General features: G+C 52.6%; 18 protein-coding genes, 1 riboswitch and 1 other annotated feature (1 of these 20 cut by a window edge). Of the genes, 5 read left to right on the top strand and 13 right to left on the bottom strand.

Features of this window, described 5'->3' with window-relative positions; all coding sequences use genetic code 11:
• Nucleotides 1–167 precede the first annotated feature (167 nt).
• The 3 genes from BUC22_RS18835 to BUC22_RS18825 all read left to right on the top strand — a co-directional run bounded on the left by BUC22_RS18835 (nt 168) and on the right by BUC22_RS18825 (nt 4,526).
• Complete coding sequence (locus BUC22_RS18835) at nt 168–1,085, top strand: bifunctional enoyl-CoA hydratase/phosphate acetyltransferase (RefSeq protein WP_013382212.1); 918 nt, start codon at nt 168–170, stop codon at nt 1,083–1,085.
• A 322-nt stretch (nt 1,086–1,407) separates the two neighbouring features.
• On the top strand, nt 1,408–2,646 hold the full coding sequence (locus BUC22_RS18830) for a hypothetical protein (RefSeq protein WP_013382213.1): 1,239 nt from the start codon (nt 1,408–1,410) through the stop codon (nt 2,644–2,646).
• Between the two features lie 509 nt (nt 2,647–3,155).
• Nucleotides 3,156–4,526, top strand: coding sequence for a glycoside hydrolase family 3 protein (locus BUC22_RS18825; RefSeq protein ID WP_073383412.1), 1,371 nt, complete (start codon nt 3,156–3,158; stop codon nt 4,524–4,526).
• A 78-nt stretch (nt 4,527–4,604) separates the two neighbouring features.
• Here the strand turns inward: BUC22_RS18825 and BUC22_RS18820 are convergent, their stop codons facing one another.
• The 13 genes from BUC22_RS18820 to BUC22_RS18760 all read right to left on the bottom strand — a co-directional run bounded on the left by BUC22_RS18820 (nt 4,605) and on the right by BUC22_RS18760 (nt 15,401).
• Nucleotides 4,605–5,069, bottom strand: a complete 465-nt coding sequence (locus BUC22_RS18820; RefSeq protein WP_073383409.1) for an immunoglobulin-like domain-containing protein — start codon at nt 5,067–5,069, stop codon at nt 4,605–4,607.
• Between the two features lie 211 nt (nt 5,070–5,280).
• Nucleotides 5,281–5,565 carry a hypothetical protein gene (locus tag BUC22_RS18815; RefSeq protein ID WP_073383407.1) on the bottom strand — a complete coding sequence of 95 codons (285 nt, stop codon included), beginning with the start codon at nt 5,563–5,565 and terminating at the stop codon, nt 5,281–5,283.
• Nucleotides 5,566–5,655: 90 nt separating this feature from the next.
• Entirely contained in the window at nt 5,656–6,021 is a 366-nt protein-coding gene (locus BUC22_RS18810) for a hypothetical protein (protein ID WP_073383404.1), read from the bottom strand.
• Entirely contained in the window at nt 6,021–7,415 is a 1,395-nt protein-coding gene (locus BUC22_RS18805) for a YfjI family protein (protein WP_073383401.1), read from the bottom strand. The genes BUC22_RS18810 and BUC22_RS18805 overlap by 1 nt, the downstream gene beginning before the upstream one ends.
• Entirely contained in the window at nt 7,402–8,115 is a 714-nt protein-coding gene (locus tag BUC22_RS18800; protein WP_073383399.1) for a CHC2 zinc finger domain-containing protein, read from the bottom strand. Before BUC22_RS18800 ends, BUC22_RS18805 begins: the two co-directional genes overlap by 14 nt.
• A 374-nt stretch (nt 8,116–8,489) precedes the next feature.
• Nucleotides 8,490–9,257, bottom strand: coding sequence for an ABC transporter ATP-binding protein (locus BUC22_RS18795; protein WP_013382221.1), 768 nt, complete (start codon nt 9,255–9,257; stop codon nt 8,490–8,492).
• Nucleotides 9,257–10,342, bottom strand: coding sequence for a FecCD family ABC transporter permease (locus BUC22_RS18790; protein WP_073383397.1), 1,086 nt, complete (start codon nt 10,340–10,342; stop codon nt 9,257–9,259). Before BUC22_RS18790 ends, BUC22_RS18795 begins: the two co-directional genes overlap by 1 nt.
• Nucleotides 10,343–10,357: 15 nt before the next feature.
• Nucleotides 10,358–11,374: an ABC transporter substrate-binding protein gene (locus BUC22_RS18785; RefSeq protein ID WP_073383395.1), complete on the bottom strand. Its 1,017-nt coding sequence runs from the start codon at nt 11,372–11,374 to the stop codon at nt 10,358–10,360.
• A 112-nt stretch (nt 11,375–11,486) separates the two neighbouring features.
• Nucleotides 11,487–11,666: riboswitch (cobalamin riboswitch) on the bottom strand.
• A 61-nt stretch (nt 11,667–11,727) separates the two neighbouring features.
• Entirely contained in the window at nt 11,728–12,498 is a 771-nt protein-coding gene (locus BUC22_RS18780) for an SDR family NAD(P)-dependent oxidoreductase (RefSeq protein WP_073383392.1), read from the bottom strand.
• 197 nt (nt 12,499–12,695) lie between these two features.
• The gene (locus BUC22_RS18775; RefSeq protein WP_073383390.1) at nt 12,696–13,502 is read right to left on the bottom strand and encodes an ABC transporter permease subunit; all 807 of its coding nucleotides are present in this window, start codon (nt 13,500–13,502) and stop codon (nt 12,696–12,698) included.
• Nucleotides 13,495–14,391, bottom strand: a complete 897-nt coding sequence (locus BUC22_RS18770; RefSeq protein WP_073383387.1) for an ABC transporter ATP-binding protein — start codon at nt 14,389–14,391, stop codon at nt 13,495–13,497. The genes BUC22_RS18775 and BUC22_RS18770 overlap by 8 nt, the downstream gene beginning before the upstream one ends.
• Nucleotides 14,382–14,999, bottom strand: coding sequence for a TetR/AcrR family transcriptional regulator (locus BUC22_RS18765; protein ID WP_073383384.1), 618 nt, complete (start codon nt 14,997–14,999; stop codon nt 14,382–14,384). The genes BUC22_RS18770 and BUC22_RS18765 overlap by 10 nt, the downstream gene beginning before the upstream one ends.
• A gap of 126 nt (nt 15,000–15,125) precedes the next feature.
• The gene (locus tag BUC22_RS18760) at nt 15,126–15,401 is read right to left on the bottom strand and encodes a metal-sensing transcriptional repressor (RefSeq protein ID WP_013382229.1); all 276 of its coding nucleotides are present in this window, start codon (nt 15,399–15,401) and stop codon (nt 15,126–15,128) included.
• A gap of 285 nt (nt 15,402–15,686) precedes the next feature.
• Between BUC22_RS18760 and BUC22_RS18755 the strand changes: the two genes are divergently transcribed.
• Both BUC22_RS18755 and BUC22_RS18750 read left to right on the top strand, forming a co-directional pair.
• Nucleotides 15,687–16,520, top strand: coding sequence for an undecaprenyl-diphosphate phosphatase (locus tag BUC22_RS18755; RefSeq protein WP_013382230.1), 834 nt, complete (start codon nt 15,687–15,689; stop codon nt 16,518–16,520).
• A 177-nt stretch (nt 16,521–16,697) separates the two neighbouring features.
• Nucleotides 16,698–17,531 (top strand): undecaprenyl-diphosphate phosphatase, encoded by an 834-nt coding sequence (locus BUC22_RS18750; RefSeq protein ID WP_073383382.1) that lies wholly within the window; start codon nt 16,698–16,700, stop codon nt 17,529–17,531.
• A 150-nt stretch (nt 17,532–17,681) separates the two neighbouring features.
• Nucleotides 17,682–17,685 (top strand) — a binding site (T-box leader) (it continues 250 nt past the right edge of the window).

Below are 17,685 nucleotides of genomic sequence, written 5' to 3'. Positions count from 1 at the left end.
TACCTCTTTAAGGAACAATTTTTTACCTATTCTCATTTATAATGGTTATATTTTACTCCTGAACACAATTTTCTATCCTCGCTTTTCCTTGTTGGCAGAGTGTTAGAACAGTATAATTATACTGTATACTATTTACGAGAAGTTATTTTAGAAAGCGAGGGGACAATATGTACCATTTCAAGGAAATGCGTGATCAGCTGATCAAACAGGCCCAGACTAAAAAAGCCGTTGTGGCCGTTGCCGCCGCCGGTGACCTGCCTGTTTTACAGACGGTTAAAATGATGAATGACTATGGCTTCGGAACCGCCATTCTGGTGGGCGACGCGGCCAAGATCGAGTATTTTGCCAGGGAAACCGGATGCAACCTGGAAGAAAACACAGTGGTTGACATAAAGGATGAAAGCCAGGCTGCCAACGTGGCAGTAGGGCTGGCCCGCAACGACGCGGCCGACATTGTCATGAAAGGGCTGCTCCAGACCAAAACCTACCTGAAAGCCATCCTGAACAAGGAGCACGGCCTGCGGACCGGCAAGCTCTTAAACGCCGTTACTGCCTTTGAAGCCACTGCGCTGGGCCGGGTTTTCCTGGCAACAGACTGCGGCATGATCGTGTCCCCTACCCTTGAGGATAAAGTTGAGATGATCGGCAACGCCACCACCCTGGCCAATGCCCTGGGCTGTGAGATGCCGAAAATTTCCTGTCTGAGTGCCGTCGAGACCGTCAACGCCAACATGCCTGACGGCTACGACGCGGCAGTGCTCTCAAAGATGAACGAGCGCGGCCAGATCAAGGGCTGTATCATCGACGGCCCCCTGTCCATGGACCTTTCCATCTCCGAAATGTCCGTTGAGCACAAGGGCATCACAAGCCCTGTGGCCGGCAAAGCCGACGTACTGCTCATGCCCAACCTCCAGGCAGGTAATATTTTCTGGAAGACCATGACCTACCTGGCAGGCGCCAAGAGTGGCGCAGTTGTCATGGGCACCGCCAAGCCCGCCGTCCTGACCTCCCGCGCCGACACGGCCGAGGCCAAACTCAACAGCGTTGCCATGGCACTGCTTCTGGCCGCCCATCAAAAGCGCTGAGGTTCAGCTTAAACCATTCGATATAAAAAGCACTTCTCCAAAAAGGGAAGTGCTTTTTCTTTACTCTGCGTCTGTCTTTAACATAAAAGACAGTTTTTCCTTTTATGTTTTTATTATACAAACAGAGTTGCTCTGTTTTGCAAACTCTTTCTAAAAGCGTGAGATTCGCTTTTTCTTTTCAATCGTCCCACCATTTCATTCTAGTATATTTTATCCTTAAAAGTTGCTTTAAACATTTACATTTCGCGTTATATTTTAAAAAATGATGGGTAAGTAATAATTGAATTCATTTTAAACAATCACCAAAAAAGGAGTTTTCTTTATGAGTAGCTTTAACCCATTTGACGAAAAAGGTATTCCTGTTGAAAAGCAGGCTGAAGACTGGAAGAAACTGACACCGATTCCCTACGCAAAAGATCAGATCGACCCTTACACCAAGACGCGCATTATCCTGATGAACGGAATCGAAGTGGAGGCAGCCCTGTTTGCCCACCAGTTCCACCGGAACTGCACGGACAACGATCTGCGCCGGGAACTGGCCATGACACGCCGTATTGAGCAGCAGCAGCAGAAAATGATCAACTGGCTGCCGCCGGCTGATGAATCAGTTCTGGAGATGGCCATCGGCTATGAACAGCTGGCCGTTGACCTGACCGCCTGGCTGGCACAGAATGAACCGGACAACTATGTGAAGCAGGCTCTGGATTTTGCCCTGCTGGAAGATTTTGACCACTTGTACCGCTATGCCGATCTGTTGGAAATGGACAAGGGCATCAAGGCCGAGGAGCTGGTCGGCGGCTATACCGAACTCATGCCCGGCCGCCCCACTATCGCCCACCACAGACATCCCTTTGACACCATCAACCGTCCCATCGACTCCAAGACTGCCGACATCCAGACCAAGCTCAACACCATGATCATCGTGGCCGGCGAACAGCAGACCATGAACTTTTACATGAACGTGGGCAACCGTTATCCGGACGATCTGGGCCGCAGCCTGTACCTTGAAATCGGTATGGTTGAAGAACAGCATGTCACCCATTACGGCGGCCTGCTGGACCCCAACTGTACCTGGCTGGAAAATCTGCTGCTTCACGACTATGTTGAAGCCTATCTGTACTACTCCTTCTACCGTGAAGAAAAGAATGAGATCATCAAGCTGTTGTGGGAAGAACAGCTTCAGAAGGAAATCGGCCATTTACACAAGGCCGCCGAGCTTCTGAAAAAATATGAAAAGAAAGAATGGAACGAGGTCGTCGACGGGCACTTCCCGAAACTTCTGCACCTGACCTCCAATAAAGAATATGTCCGCGACGTCCTCGCCAAACAGGCGAACCTGGGCAAAAAGGGCGAAGATTATGAAGACAGCAGCAAGCTGCCCAAGGATTACCGCTTCTTTAAATACCAGGAAATGGTCAACGGCGACTATGTGCCGTCCCATGAAGTCATTGAAAAATACATTGACAAAAACGGTGAGGATTACCGTTATGAAGACAAGGAATCCCCTGTAAAAGCACTCCGCGACCGCAAGCATGACAACACTGAAGTGGGCCGCGGATAGGATTACCTCCTGCAGAAACATCTCCTAAAAGAGAAGGCCTCCGCAAAGCTTTGCGGGGGCCTTTTCTTTTTTAATGGAGAATTGAAAATGGAAAATGAAAGACCCCTTTTGCTGCGGCAAAAGCGCGTGGAACCTCCTTTAATCGCAGATCATTTTCACAAGAAGTGTTAAAACGTTATGAAACCTAAGAGACGAAGCTTTTTACCTAAGGAAGAGAAAAGCGTCCTGCAGGCACCGCACATACAATTGCAGCTTCTTTACTAAAGCTGACGCTTGATCTCGCCTGTGTCTGGCTGTGCCGATAGTGCGGCTCGATTCCTGGCCGTCACCCACAGTGCCTGGACCTTTTTTTCTTATCTGGATAAAAGGCGCAGTCTCGGACGACGCCACTTTTATTTTTACAGCAACCGTACCCGCCTTACCAAAATAAAGACCCCCATTTCAGAGAGAATATGGTACAATAGACCCGTCCCTGAAACAAGGGGCAAATTTTGCAGAAGGAAACATTCATGAAACGACTTTTATCACTCTTTTTAATCATATCCGCCTCCGGGCTCCTGATCACAGGCTGCTCGCCGGCTCTCACCCTGTCCCAGCTCTTTTCTCCGGTCACCTTTACAGGCTATGTGCTGGAAAGCGATGACGCCACCCTCACCCTCCTTTACCGGGCTGAGGACGCCCAGGAGCCCGTGACCAGCGTTTTCGACCTTACAGCCCTCCCGCAGGGCCCCCTGCCCGAAACCGGCGCAGAGGTCAAAATCACGTTAAAAACCGGCACCGATCCCGAGAGCCTAAAGGCCGGGGATACCCCTCTCCCCGCCAGAAAACTGGAGGTCCTGACAGCTTCAGACGCGGCCGAGAAAGCCTTTTACAGCCTGCGGGCAGATAAGCTCCTGGCTGGCATGAGCCTTGAAGAAAAGGTGGGGCAGATGTTCTTTGCCCGGTACCCCGGCCCTGCCGCCCCCGAGGACGAAAAAACCTGGCAGTTTGGGGGCACCATTCTTTTCGGGCGCGACTTTAAGGATAAAAACCCCGACCAAATCCGGGCCGAAATCAACGCCTGCCAGGACGCGGCAAAGATCCCTATGCTGGTGGGTGTTGACGAGGAGGGCGGCGACGTGGTGCGTGTCAGCGGCAACCCCGCGCTCCGGGCCGAGAGCTTCCCCTCTCCCCAGACCCTGCTGCAAAACGGCGGCATGGACGCTGTCACCGCCGACGCTCACGAAAAGGACGCGCTGCTTAAATCCCTGGGCCTCAACGTCAATTTCGCCCCGGTCTGCGACGTTTCGCAGAATCCCGCAGACTATATCTACTCCCGGACCACCGGAAGAGACGCAGCCACCACGGCCGACTACGCGAAAGCCACAGTAAGCGCCATGGACTCAGACGGCATGGGCTCTGTGCTCAAGCATTTTCCAGGCTATGGCCCCGGCGCTGATACCCATAAGGATTTCTCAAGGGACAGCCGCCCCCTTGAGACCTTTGAAGCCCAGGATTTTCTTCCCTTCAAGGCAGGCATCCGGGCCGGCGCGGGCAGTGTTCTGGTCAACCACAATGTCATTGAGGCCATGGACCCGGACCACCCGGCATCCCTGTCCCCAAAGGTACACGAAATTCTGCGGGACGCGCTGAGCTTTGACGGCGTTATCCTCACTGACGACCTGGATATGGAGGCCATCACCAAGGCCTACGGCGCCGATACCGCGGCTGTGCAGGCAGTGGCCGCCGGCAACGACATGATTCTGAGCTCCCGCTATACCATCGAGATCCCCGCGGTGATCGAGGCTGTAAAAAACAAAACCCTCTCCGAAGATCAAATCAATGCCTCCGTCAAACGGGTGCTCACCTGGAAAATGGACCTGGGCCTCATTGAAAATTAAATCTGTTTTTAGAAACACCCGCTCAAAAGGCTCAAAACCCCATGTGATTCAGGTTTTGAGCCTTTTGAGCATAACATGCTAAACTTCTCTGACATAAAATCTCCCACTGGCGTAAGCATCGCCAAAGGTCTTGATTACACGGTAGCTGCCCGGCTGAAGACGCCCGTAATAAGTCCCGATATCCAGCGTCTCCTCGTTCGCTGTATTTGGCGGAAGGAATACCATAGCCTTTTCAAAGGCTGCGCCGGGAAGCGGGGACACCGGAAGCCACTGGCTGTTCTCTTCCCGCTCCAGATAAAAAATCCGGCCATAGGTCTGGTTTTCTCCGCTGTGATTGATCACGTAAACGCTGAGCTTTCCAGCGTCCTGTGTGATAGCCTTTTCCGCAACAGACAGGACAATACTGGCGTTGTCCTCGGTATACTTTTCCAGGGAAAAAGAGGTTGCTTTTACCAGCGAGGGCGTTGGTATTTCTGTGGGAAAGGCGAGGCAAAGGTACAGCAGCACAAGGGCGATTCCCATAGAAGCGGTTATTTTTCTCATTTTAACTCCGTTCTTAAAATCAAAATCTCTGTCAGAAAGTTTCTTTTTACTATTCCAAGTTTACCAAATTTAAGCGGATACGTCAAACAGATAACGTTGGTATTATCTTCATGCTCAAAAGGCTCAAAACCCCCAATTCAAAAGGGTTTTGAGCCTTTTGAGCATGTATTCTCTATTTTAAATTTTAAAGACACCTTTCTTAAAATCCGCTTCAGTCTGCCAGATAGGTGCTGTTGTCCAAGACTGCGCCTTTTATCCAGAAAAGAAAAAAGGTCCAGGCGCTGTGGGTGACGGCCAGGAATCGTGCCGGATGCCTCAGGCTGTCAAAAAAGTTAAAGGAAAAAGCCGTTTTAATGGAGAATGCAGAATGCAGAATTACAGGTGCAAATGTGCGTTGCACATTTGATGAGATAGCGGCCAGAGGCCGCTGATTCACTCGCTTTCGCCTAAGCGAAAGGGTTCGTTCATTCTCCATTCTCAATTTTTCATTTTCCATTAGCCCTTCTCTTTTTAACGCTTCACCTCTTTATGATAACATTTGTCGACAGTCAAAACAGGCACCCTTTCGGATGCCTGTTTTTATACATTAACGATCACTGTAATTTTTATGCACCAGCGCCTGAACCTTCTTATAAAATACTTTGTCGTCACTCAGGTGCATGATGATATTGCTGAGTTTCAGGATGATTCTGTCGGGAGACACTCTGTTTTCGAGCATTTCAATCGCGACGGATTTCAGTTCCCCGTCGACTTCCCTGAGGGTTTCTGCTCTTTGAATCTGTTCAGCTTCCAGCGCTTTGCCGGCGTTTATGTCCTCGAGAATGTTTTTAACCGTGCTTTGTCTTTGATTTTGTTGCGGCACGCAGGCTGCCTCTGCCGTATGGGCCGGGGGCCTGCTGCCCTGTTGTTTTAATGAGGTATCATAAACGGCCATCGCATCGGTATTGTTCATTAAACCGTCACCGCCCTTTCCTCCTGTGTAAAGTCCTCCGGTTCTGCCGGTGTGATCACAGGCACGAGGGCATTGTGGTCCTCTTCCCTGGCGGCTTCTGTTTTGAGGAGTCCGGGGTGGATAAAATAACGGATGCTCCGGCGTCCGGTTCCGGCGTACTCGGCCGGTACGGGCACCAGATAGTGGTGGGCTGCCAGCAGCGCCAGCGGCGATTCCACATCGTCTGCGTGCATGCCCTTACCCTTACAGCGCTGAGCGATCTCCCGTTTGGTCAGGCTGTCTTTGCCCGCGGTCAGGGTCCGTTTGAGGACGTAGGCCGCGGCCTGGGTTTCGGCGTCGCTGCTTGTCATGTTAAAGATCCGCAGCTTTTCTGCCAGATAATATTCTGCCAGGTCAATGGCTTTGGCCACGGTCGAACGGCTGATTCTGATCTCAGACGCCCGGCTGTTTCTGGTGCCGACAAGGCTGTCGGGCATGGCGTACAGGAACCGGCCTGTCAGGCCCAGCTCCTGAAATTCTTTCCTGGCCTCAAATTCACACACCATATGGGGCTGTACAGCCATCACCATGGTGAGGTGGGCGTCTCTTAGGATGCGGGTCCGACGGCCAACCCGGTCGACGGTCATCTTGTCCTGTGAATAGGCGTTGAGGAACACGTCGATATTGACCGCGCCGCTGTAGCGGCCGCTCATGGTGCCAAAAAGGCCCCCCTCTGCCGCAAAAATCGCCATGCGCTCGTTGTTCTCTTCCAGAAGGTTGACCAGCACCTCGGGGGTCACATCGCCTGCTGTCAGGCGCAGAGGGCGCGTTGGCTTAAGTGCTGCCAGCTCTTCTCTGGCCTTCTGGGCATCGGTGTAGTTAATGACACCCCGGGCGGCTTTTCCTTCCAGATACTTGATCTTCTTTTTAAAAAATTTCTCCTGATTATCGTATTCCTCGATGTCTTCGGCCATCTTGGCATTGACCATCTCCTCGTAAAGCTCGAGGGGCTTGGTCATTTTACGCATAATCGGGGATTTCCGCTCCGATGAGCGGGCAATCAGCAGGATGTAAAGGCACAGGGACTCTGTCCAGTCTTCCTTGGCTTTCACCTTGGCCTTCTTCTGCAGTACGGCTGCCAGAACGCCCAGGGCCGCGCTGCCGGTCATGGCAACCGGCACCCCGATGCTGGCAGCAGCCGCCAGGACAAAGTCCTGTACTGCGCCGGGCAGGCTCTCCACTGGAAAAGCCGGCACAGCGCTTCCTGCGCTGTCGTCCAATGGGATAATGGGCTTGAATTCAATGCTTTTCTTGGTCTCTTCAATGATCAGATCTTTTCGCTCCTCTTCGGTTAAGAGGCCTTTCATGGCCTCAATGTCGTCTGTATTATGTCGCTGTGTTCTATCGTTTTTCATACTGTATAAGCTCCTTTCTTTTATACGCGCGGTAAAGCGCCACCCTCTCGGATGGCGTCCCGCTGTCCAGGATATCCAAATAGTAGGATACCACGGGTAATTGAAACACGGCCTCGACATACTTGTCTTGGACGGTTTCCAGTGAATTGCAAGGCTTATATTTCTCAGTATTTTCGCATAGTTCACGGTGTAGTCTGCTATAGTATGCTTCCATATCCGCCAGCCGGTCCCGGAGCGCCGCTGCCAGTACCGCCTCCGCGCTGTCCGTCGGAGCCGTCATACGCAAAGGGCTGTACAGGCTGTCCGTTGGTTTCGCTCCGCGCTGTGCGCTTTTCGTCCCGTTCGTTTCCTGCTTCACGCTTCTTGTATCCGCCTCTCCTTTCGCCGCAACGTCGTTGGCCTTATGGCTTTGACCTCTGACCTCCACCTTTAGATTGAAATCTTCCTGAAGCTTAACTGCCGCTTCTAATGGAGAAATATGGAAAATCTGCATCACCAAATCAATAACGCTCCCTCTGGCCCCACAGGCAAAGCAGGTAAACCGGTTGTCTTTAAAAGACAGACTGGGGTGATGGTCGCTGTGAAATGGACACAGCGCCCTCCCATGCCGGTCAACTGCCATCCCGTAAAAGCGGGCAGCCGTCACAATATTGGTTTCTTCCCTGACCACGTCAAAGATTGATCGATAGTTTTTTATCAACACATCCCTTCAAAATCGTTTTATATCCGACCGTCGTCGTGATATGGTTTGCATTATATAATGAATCGCTGTTTAAGTCAACAATTGTTAAAAGTTTAACTGATGGATAATCATTTGTTATCAGATTATTTTTTTATTATATTATGGAAAACCTGCTCAAAAGGCTCAAAACAGCCATTTTTATCCTTTTGAGTCTTTTGATCACATGTTTGAATAATATTTTATTCTTTTTATGTAAAAGCCTTAATTTTTTACAATATGCGGTTGACAAAAGCTAAAATAAACAAAAACCTCTGCGCCCTTAACCTCAAAAGACTCAAAACCACCACGACGGCTGTTTTGAGTCTTTTGAGCATCTTTTTTACAGAATGATTTTAAAATTCCGGCTGGTACAGCACGTGCAGGAAGCCGCTTTTCGCGTTCTTTATCACCTCGGCCTGAATCTCGTAGACCTCCCGGATAAACGCCGGGGTCAGCACAGCATCGGGCGGGCCGCTTTTGATGATGCGGCCTTCTTTCATGACATGGATCTCGTCACAGTACATGGCCGCGATGTTGAGGTCGTGGATGGCGGACACGACGGTAAGGTTCAGCTTTTTCACAATGCTCATGAGCTGCAGCTGATACTTGATGTCCAGATGGTTGGTGGGCTCATCCAGAATCAGGCACTGGGTGTCCTGGGTCAGGGCGCGGGCGAGGATCACGCGCTGCTGCTCGCCGCCGGACAGGGTAGAGAAGTTCCGGTCTTTCATGGCCTCCATGCCCACAGTTTCCAGGGCTTTCTGGGCCAAGGCGTAGTCCTCGGCGTAGTTGCGCTCCATGAGCTTTTTGTGCGGGGTCCGGCCCATGAGCACCACCTGCTCCACTGTAAAATCAAAGTTATAGTAATTGTGCTGGGCCACCACAGCCACTTTTCTGGCCGACTCCTTATAGCTGAGGCTGTCCACTGCCTCTCCGTCAAAATAAATGACGCCGCCGGTGGGGCGGGCTGTCCGGTACAGGCACTTCAGAAAGGTGCTCTTTCCGCTGCCGTTGGGACCGATGATCCCAATGAATTTTTTACTCTGGACGTCAATGCTCACGCCCTTTAAAATCTCGCAGCCGCCCAGTGTCTGGGTAATGTCCTGGGATCTGATTTCCATTATTCGCCACCTCCAAAACCGTAGCTCTTACGCATCATCATATAAATAAACACCGGTGCGCCCACCATGGACACGAGAATCCCGATGGGCACCTCGGTCTCGGGCAGCAGGGTGCGGGCCAGCACATCGGCCCAGATCAGAAAAATGCCGCCGGTCAGGGCGCTCAGGGGCACCAGCTTGCGGTGGTCGGTGCCAAATACCATGCGCACCGCGTGGGGCACCACCAGCCCGATGAATCCAATGGTGCCGGATGCGTACACACACAGGCCAATAATGAGCGAGGTCAGGACCAGGTACACATGGCGGTAGGTGTTCAGGTTGGTGCCCAGGGTGATGGACACATCGTCGCCCAGGAGCATGAGGTTCAGGGGGCGGTGCTGGCTCCAGAAAAAGAGGGTGCTGGCCGCCACCACGACAAAGATGACCAGTGTGGGGCCCCACTTGGCCCCGGACAGGCTGCCAAGCATCCAGAAGGTGAGCTGCTGGGTGGTGTTGGGGTCGTTGGCCATAAAGACCATAAAATTGGAGAAAGCCATGCACAGGGCGCCCAGGGCCATGCCGGAAAGGATGAGCTTGACGGAGTTGGCCGGCCCGCCAATGTTGGCCACTGCCACCACCAGCATGGAGATCAGAAAGGCCCCGATAAAGGCGCACACACCCACACCGCTGCCGCCGAGCACAGCGCCCAGCCCAAAGAACAGGGCTGTGGTCGCCCCCAGCGACGCCCCGGAGGAGATGCCCAGCACATAGGGCTCTGCCAGCGGGTTCTTGACAATGGCCTGCATGACCACGCCGCAGATGGACAGGCCCATACCCACAGCCAGCCCCATGACTACCCTCGGAAAGCGGATCAACCACACCACGTTGTGGGCCGCGCCCCTGGCGTAGGCACTCAGGCTGTCCAGATGGAAGAGCTCGTAGCCGATGACGCTGTACACATCCCGGATGGACAGGTCCATGGAGCCGATGGTAACCGCTGCCAGGGCCGAGAGGATCAGCAGCCCCAGCATGACCACGCATACAAACACATAAAAGGGCTGGCTCTGGAGCCGCCCTTTATCTTTGATCAGTGCGCTTTGTCTCATAAAAAAGCCCGCTGACTAGTTCAGGTTTAAATCTGGGTACATCCCATTCGCGATGGTATGAATGCCGTCGATGGTACGCACACCGCTGCAGTACATCTGCCCCAGCTCGATGGGGATCACCCGGTTGTTCTTCACTGCGTCGATGTCGGCAAAGGCCGCGTTGTTCATGATGGCGTCCTTTGTCTGGGCGGCCATGTCCTGGTCGTCACGGTCCATATAGACTGCGAAGATGACTTCCGGATTGGCAGCGACCACGTCCTCCTCGCCCAGCTTGGACGCGTCCGGACTGGCCAGTGTGCCCTTAAGCTTGGTGACCATATCGCCTGCCAGTGTGGTGGCCCCATAATTGACAATCTGACCGCTCTGGTCCTCCATCACCAGTACTTTGGGGCTCTTGTTTTCCTTCTGGGCATAGGTCTCTGTCTGTTTCACAGCGTCCTTGATGGCGTTCACCAGTTCCCCGGCCTTATCCTCCACGTCAAAGATTTTGCCCAGGTTCTCAAAATCCTGGTACTCGTTATCCAGTGTTTTAGGGGACACTGCGCCGCTGTTGAGCATGTTGTAGCTGTTCACGCCCTGGCTCTGCCACTCCTTCATGCTGCCCAGGTTCTTGTCGGAGAACAGGGAGGTCCAGCTCAGGATCATATCCGGTTCCAGAGCAGTGGCGGCTTCCTTGCTGGGTTTGAATTCGGACAGATAGTTGACCTTGGCGAAAGCGTCCTTGTACGCTGGCTTCACCTCGTGATCCAGACCGCTGGCAGCCACAATTTTGTCCTCCAGGCCCAGGGCCAGCATGGTCTCGATGGCGTTCTGGTATACGGCCAGCACCTTTTCAGGCGCCTTTTCAAAGGTCATTTCCACAGGCTGCTTGTCGTAATCGTAGGTGGTGATGGTGACCGGATAATGGCCGTCTGTGCCGGCGCTCTGGCTGGCGCTGTCATTTCCCCCTGCGCTGCCGCACCCTGCCAACACGCCTGCCGCCAGCACTGCGGACAGGGCAATCCCTAAAAACTGTTTCTTCAAGCTTCTCATTTTTCTACCTCTTTCTTAAAAAATCATATAAAAAGAGCCTGCCGACACATCGCCGACAGGCTCCCATTTACCTATCTCAGGTTCTCCCAGTGACAATCCCCTCACCGGACAAACACGCGTAACACTAAAGGCAGGTCTCCTGACTCACAGCTCCTCCGCACTCCGCTCCCTTCCCGGCCCGAGGCCAGTGGTTTACTGCGGCGCGTCCCTGTTTACAGTGATGGGTTCGTACCGGATTCACACCGGTTTCCCTATTCTCCTTTTTCAAGGCACCCTCAATGGTTTGATTCAATTGTTAATATTAGTATAAGCGAACTTTTCAAAATTGTCAACTGCCGGCGCCCTGAATTTCCTCAGATTTTCCTGAGCACGTTCCAGAACGCCATGCCCAGCCCGTGGGGTACCACCTTGCCAAACACCCGCAGCCCGAAGCTTGCAAGGCCCGGCGTGGATACGGCCGCGCCCAGGCGGCTGTCCCTCATAGAGCGGCGCACAACCGTCTGGACGGTGCCCGCAAAGGGCAGGTGGCGCACCGCGGAGCGGTCCGCGTTGGCGCTGGCCCGCGGCACAAACTCGGTATTTTTGATCCAGTAGGGGCAGACCGCTGTCACCCTTATGCCCCGGCCGAACAGCTCCCAGCGCAGAGCTCTGGTGTAGCTTAGGAGGAAGGCCTTGGAGGCCGCGTACAGGTTCATGCCGGGCAGGGGCATAAAAGCCGCCACCGAGCAGATCTGCAAGATTCTCGCGCCTTTCTGCATGTACGGCAGTACCCTCAGGGTCATATCGACTGCTCCCCGGCAGTTTAAATCAATGAGGGCATTGCTGTCCGCTTCGGTCACCTCGGCGTAATTTCCCAGCTTCCCCATACCCGCGGCATTGACCAGCAGCCGCACGTCCGGCTGCTTCTCGGCCATCAGGGCTGTCAGCTCCGGAAAACTGCTGGTGTCTGTCAGGTCCATGACTACAGGCCTCACCGGTGTTTTTACTTCCCTGGCCAGCGCTTCCAGCCGTTCCCGCCTCCGGGCAACGGCCCAGATCTCATCCAGATGCTCACGTTCACTGATCTGTTTTACAAACTCGCGTCCAAGCCCGCTGGACGCCCCGGTCACTATGGCTATTCTCATAATCGCTCCTTCTTTCATCAGTGCTTCGGGCCTGCCTCTGGCAGCACCCTTTTTATGTACATACCACTTTCAGAAAAAAATAACCGAGCGCGCCTTTTTTATAAGAATCCCCCAAGATACAGGCTCAAAAGGCTCAAAACACCTTGGATACGTGTTTTGAGCCTTTTGAGATTCAGATCTCAGTCTGCTTTTTATATTTACAGCGGCAGGTCCTTCCGCCTGAAGACCAGGATGCCCAGGGTATACAGCACCACCGAGACTGCCGCCAGGGCCGCCATGCACAGGCCCACGGTGTCGCCTCCAGCGATGATCTCGGCAGGGTCAAACAGGCTGTACAGGGTCGTGTAGCGCACAACGTCCAGGTCCTCGCTGACGCCGGAGAGCATCATGAGCACCAGAAACAGAACGGGCAGGCCCCCGCCCAGGGCCAGGGACAGGCGGCTCTCGTTAAACAGGCAGGAGGCAGAGAAGCCAATGGCGCTGACGGCCAGCTGCATGAGCAGGGCGCCTGCGTTGACGAGCAGAAAGGCGCGGATGTCCAGATCGCCCGGGAACAGAGCCTGGCTGACCGCGATCCCCATAACGGTCACAAAGACCATGAGGAGGATATTGGACAGGATCAGGGCTGCGGCCTGGGTTGCGATGACCCTGGTCCGGGAATTAGGCGCGGACAGCAGGCAGGCCATGGCGCCGGAATCCACCAGCTTTGCCGCCGCGTTGTTGCTGGCGATAATGTTAAAAATCATGGGCACCATGATGACAATAAAGCCGTAAAAATAGGAGCCCAGAAAGCCCACAAGGCTTGTCTCAGCGCCAACGTCCAGGTTCATGGCGTTTATCATCTGCTGGGGCAGCATGTCCATCATCTCTTTTATGCCGTCCATGGAATCCGGGTTGAACATACTGATCTCAACACCCATATACATGGCCAGAATGGCCGCGAAGATGACAAGTATCCTGAGCTGTGATTTAAAGGTTTTTCTGAAAAGCGGCCCGCTAAGCATGATGTTTACCTCCGTAATACTGCATAAAAATATCCTCCAGATCCTGGGAGACCGTGTCCAACGCCATGACGTGGTAGCCGGTGAGCATTTTCAGAAAGCTGTCCATGCTCCCTGCCACCCGCACCTCCACAAGCTGGGGGTGCTCCCTCAGCTGGCGGGTGCCGTTGCACCGGGCCGCGAAATCTCCGGCCTCTTTAGCGGTGGCGAAGCTGACCTGGTAGATCTTGTGGCGCTCTGCCTTGAGGGAGGCCACACTGTCCAGGGCTGCCAGCTCCCCGGCGCGGATAATGCCCACCCGGTCACAGGTCCGCTCGACCTCCTCAAAGCTGTGGGAGGACATGAGAATGGTCGTGCCCTTTTTCTTCTCGTTCTGGATCAGGCGGATAAACCGGTTCTGCATGAGGGGGTCCAGCCCGCTGGTGGGCTCGTCGAGGATCAGGACCCCGGGGTCGTGCATGAAGGCGGACACCAGGCCCAGCTTCTGCTTGGTGCCCTTGGACATCTTACGGATCTTCCCTTTTGGGTTCAGGTCGAAAAAGCGGATGAGCTTTTCCATTTTCGCACGGTCCTTCATGCCACGCATCTCGGCCATAAAGTTCAGAAACTCCACGCCGGTCATGCTGTCGAAAAAGGCGATCTCCCCGGGCAGGTACCCTAAAAATTCCTTGATCTCAGCCGCTTGCTTAAAGCAGTCCAGGCCGTCGATCGCGCAGGTGCCGCGCTTGGGCGAAAGAAAGCCCATCAGATGGCGGATGGTCGTGGTTTTCCCGGCGCCGTTGGGGCCCAGGTAGCCAAAGACCTCGCCCTTTTTTACCTCAAAGGACAGGTCAAAAATCCCGCGGCCCTCGCCGTAGTCTCTGGTCAGGTGCTCGATTGCGATCATTGTAATGCCTCCTCTTTGTAGCAGTGCTGTCTTATAAACAGAACGTGCTCGGTATACTCGGAATTCAGCTGTTCAATGTCTACTCTGCCAAGATCGCTCTGGCGCTTCATAAAGCCCTCGGCCGCCCAGATCAGCCAGCGGATCACCTTCTCGGGCGGGGTCTCCTCCCTGAACTTGCTCCGGTCGATCCGGTCCAGGATCAACGCGGTGATGGTGGTCTCCAAATCGCTGTAAAAGCTCATATTCCCCGCACTCTCCGGCGCCTTGTCATAATAGACCCGGATAAAGAAGTCCATCAGGTAAGGGTTGCGCATCATGATCTCGGATTTAGCCCGCTGGGACCGCAGCCAGATCTCAAAGAAATCGGACTCATCGGAAGGCAGCAGCTCTCTGATACGCCTGAACATTACGTCGTTACCATACCGGAACAGGTACTCGTACAGTGTCTGCTTGTTGCTGAAGTAGTGGAACAGCAGCCCCTTGGAAATACCTGCTGCGGCGGCGATGTCGGCTGTGTTGGCCTTTTTATAAGGGTTCTCGGCAAAAGCCTTAAATCCCGCGTTGACAATGCGCAGCTGCTTCTCCTCCGGCAGCTTAAAAAACTTATCATTCATTCCATTTTCCTTTCATTAACCCAATCGGTTAATACCATTATAGACCGTTGACCCGATTGTTCAAGGCCTGTTAAGAAAAATTTATATAAAAAGGACCCGTACCGTGGCGATACGGGCCCTTTTGTATCAGATCCTTGAGAAATACTCAATGACCTTGGACAAATCCTTTAGTGTTTCCTCGGTATTTCCATGCTCGATGCTGTCCTTGACGCAGTGGTGCAGATGCCCCTCCACAACCATCTGCCCCACCTTGTGCAGGGCCGATTTGGCAGCGTTGATCTGAATCAGGATCTCATTGCAGGGGACATCCTTTTCCATCATGTCCGAAATGCCGCGGATCTGGCCCTCGATGCGTTTCAGCCGCGCCTGCAGTTTCGGTAAGTCTTCCATACATTCTCTCATCGTTTCTCCTTTATCTCGGCTCGCTTATTTCTCTTTAGCTATTTATCCTATCACAATTCTGTGAGAATAGCAATGGAGAGGCCGAAAAGTTTCTGCCAGGCTTTCAGGACCTGTCAAAATTAACATTTTCACTCTAATAACAAAATAGTTTTAATACTTTTTGTCCGTTTTATATAAAAATAACTTTAATATGATAAAAATGTAAGAATTTTTTAATGTTCATTTATCGGGTGTTGTGGTAAAATATTATTCGGTTAAAAAATCAATACGTAAGGAGTTATCTATATGTTTTTAGAACTGCTAAAAGCGGCCTTTTTCGGGATCGTTCAGGGGATCACGGAGTGGCTGCCCATCAGCAGCACAGGCCATATGATCCTGTTTGAACAGTTTATCCATATGAATGTATCCAAGGATTTCTGGGACATGTTCCTGGTGGTCATCCAGTTTGGATCCATTCTGGCCGTTGTTCTGCTGTATTTTCATAAACTCAATCCCTTCTCACCTAAGAAATCACCGGTGCAGAAACGGGATACCTGGTCTCTCTGGGGCAAGGTACTGGTGGCCGTCATTCCGGCTGCTGTTATCGGACTTTTATTTGATGATTTTATCACCGACAAGCTCTACGGCTATGTGACCGTCGCCATCACCCTGATCGTTTACGGGATTGCCTTTATTGTGGTGGAAAACATGGACCGCACCAAGCATCCGACCATCCGTAATTTTGAGCAGCTGGATTACAAAACGGCCCTGTTCATCGGCGTGTTCCAGATCCTGGCCCTGATCCCAGGGACTTCCCGCTCCGGCTCCACCATCATTGGCGCCACCCTGCTGGGCTGCTCCCGCTATGTGGCTACGGAGTTTTCTTTCTTCCTGGCTGTGCCGGTCATGCTGGGCGCCAGCCTCTTAAAAATCGTGAAGTTCTTTGTCAAAACCGGCATTGGCTTTACAGGTACAGAGATCGGTATCCTTTTAGTGGGGATGATCGTGGCTTTTGTGGTCTCTGTCTTTGCTATCAAGTTCCTCATGGGCTATATCCGCAAGCACGATTTCAAGGCTTTCGGCTACTACCGCATTGCGCTGGGCATCATTGTCATTATCTACGCGGTGATGTTTGCATAAAAACTTAAGATACATGCTCAAAAGACTCAAAACTTCCACGCTGTGGGGTTTTGAGTCTTTTGAGTTTGCGCCCCTATGTTACAAAATTGTAAGCATATTGTAAGCCTGTGTTTAGGTTGCGGGGACGGTTCCATGATAAAATAGGCTTATTCAAAAGAATTGATGAAGGAGATACCAATGTTTTTAGAATTTTTGAAAGCCGCCTTTTTTGGCGTTGTTCAGGGGATCACGGAGTGGCTGCCGGTCAGCAGCACGGGCCACATGATCCTGTTTGAGCAGTTTATCCACATGAATGTCTCTAAGGATTTCTGGGACATGTTTGTGGTGGTCATCCAGTTTGGTTCTATCCTGGCGGTCGCCCTGCTTTATTTTCACAAGCTCAACCCCTTTTCTCCCAGTAAATCCCCCATACAGAAAAAGCGGACCTGGTCCCTTTGGGGCAAGGTGCTGGTGGGCATTATCCCCCTTGGCCTCATTGGCCTGCCCTTCGACGACCTGGTCACAGGAAAGCTTTACGGCTATGTCACGGTGGCCATCGCGCTGATCGTCTACGGAATCGCCTTTATTGTTGTTGAGAACCGGAACTGCGCTAAAACGCCCGCCATCCGGAGCTTTGAGCAGCTTAGCTATAAAACGGCTCTGTTCATCGGCCTTTTTCAGGTGCTGTCCATTGTGCCGGGAACTTCCCGCTCTGGCTCCACCATCCTCGGGGCTTCCCTGCTGGGCTGTTCCCGCCATATCGCGGCTGAGTTTTCTTTCTTTATGGCTGTGCCGGTCATGCTGGGCGCCAGCCTCTTAAAAATCGTGAAGTTCTTTGTCAAAACCGGCGTTGGCTTTACAGGCATGGAAATCGGCATCCTGCTCATCGGCATGGCTGTGGCCTTTGTGGTCTCTGTCTTTGCCATCAAGTTCCTCATGGGCTATATCCGCAGGCACGATTTCAAGGCCTTTGGCTGGTACCGCATTGTGCTGGGCATCATCGTGATCCTGTACGCGGTCATTTTCGCATAAACGCTTGAAAGACAGGCTCAAAAAGCTCAAAACTTCTATGCTGCGGGGTTTTGAGCCTTTTGAGTCTGTGACCTGGGGCGCGGATAAATTTTGTTCTTTAACTTTAACAATTTTTTCCTTGACAAATTCCTTTAAAATGATTATGATTATCACA

This window comes from Eubacterium callanderi (assembly GCF_900142645.1).
GTDB lineage: Bacteria > Bacillota > Clostridia > Eubacteriales > Eubacteriaceae > Eubacterium > Eubacterium callanderi.
The sequence above is the reverse complement of the archived record's forward strand: the minus strand, read 5'-3'. Positions and strand labels throughout refer to the sequence as shown.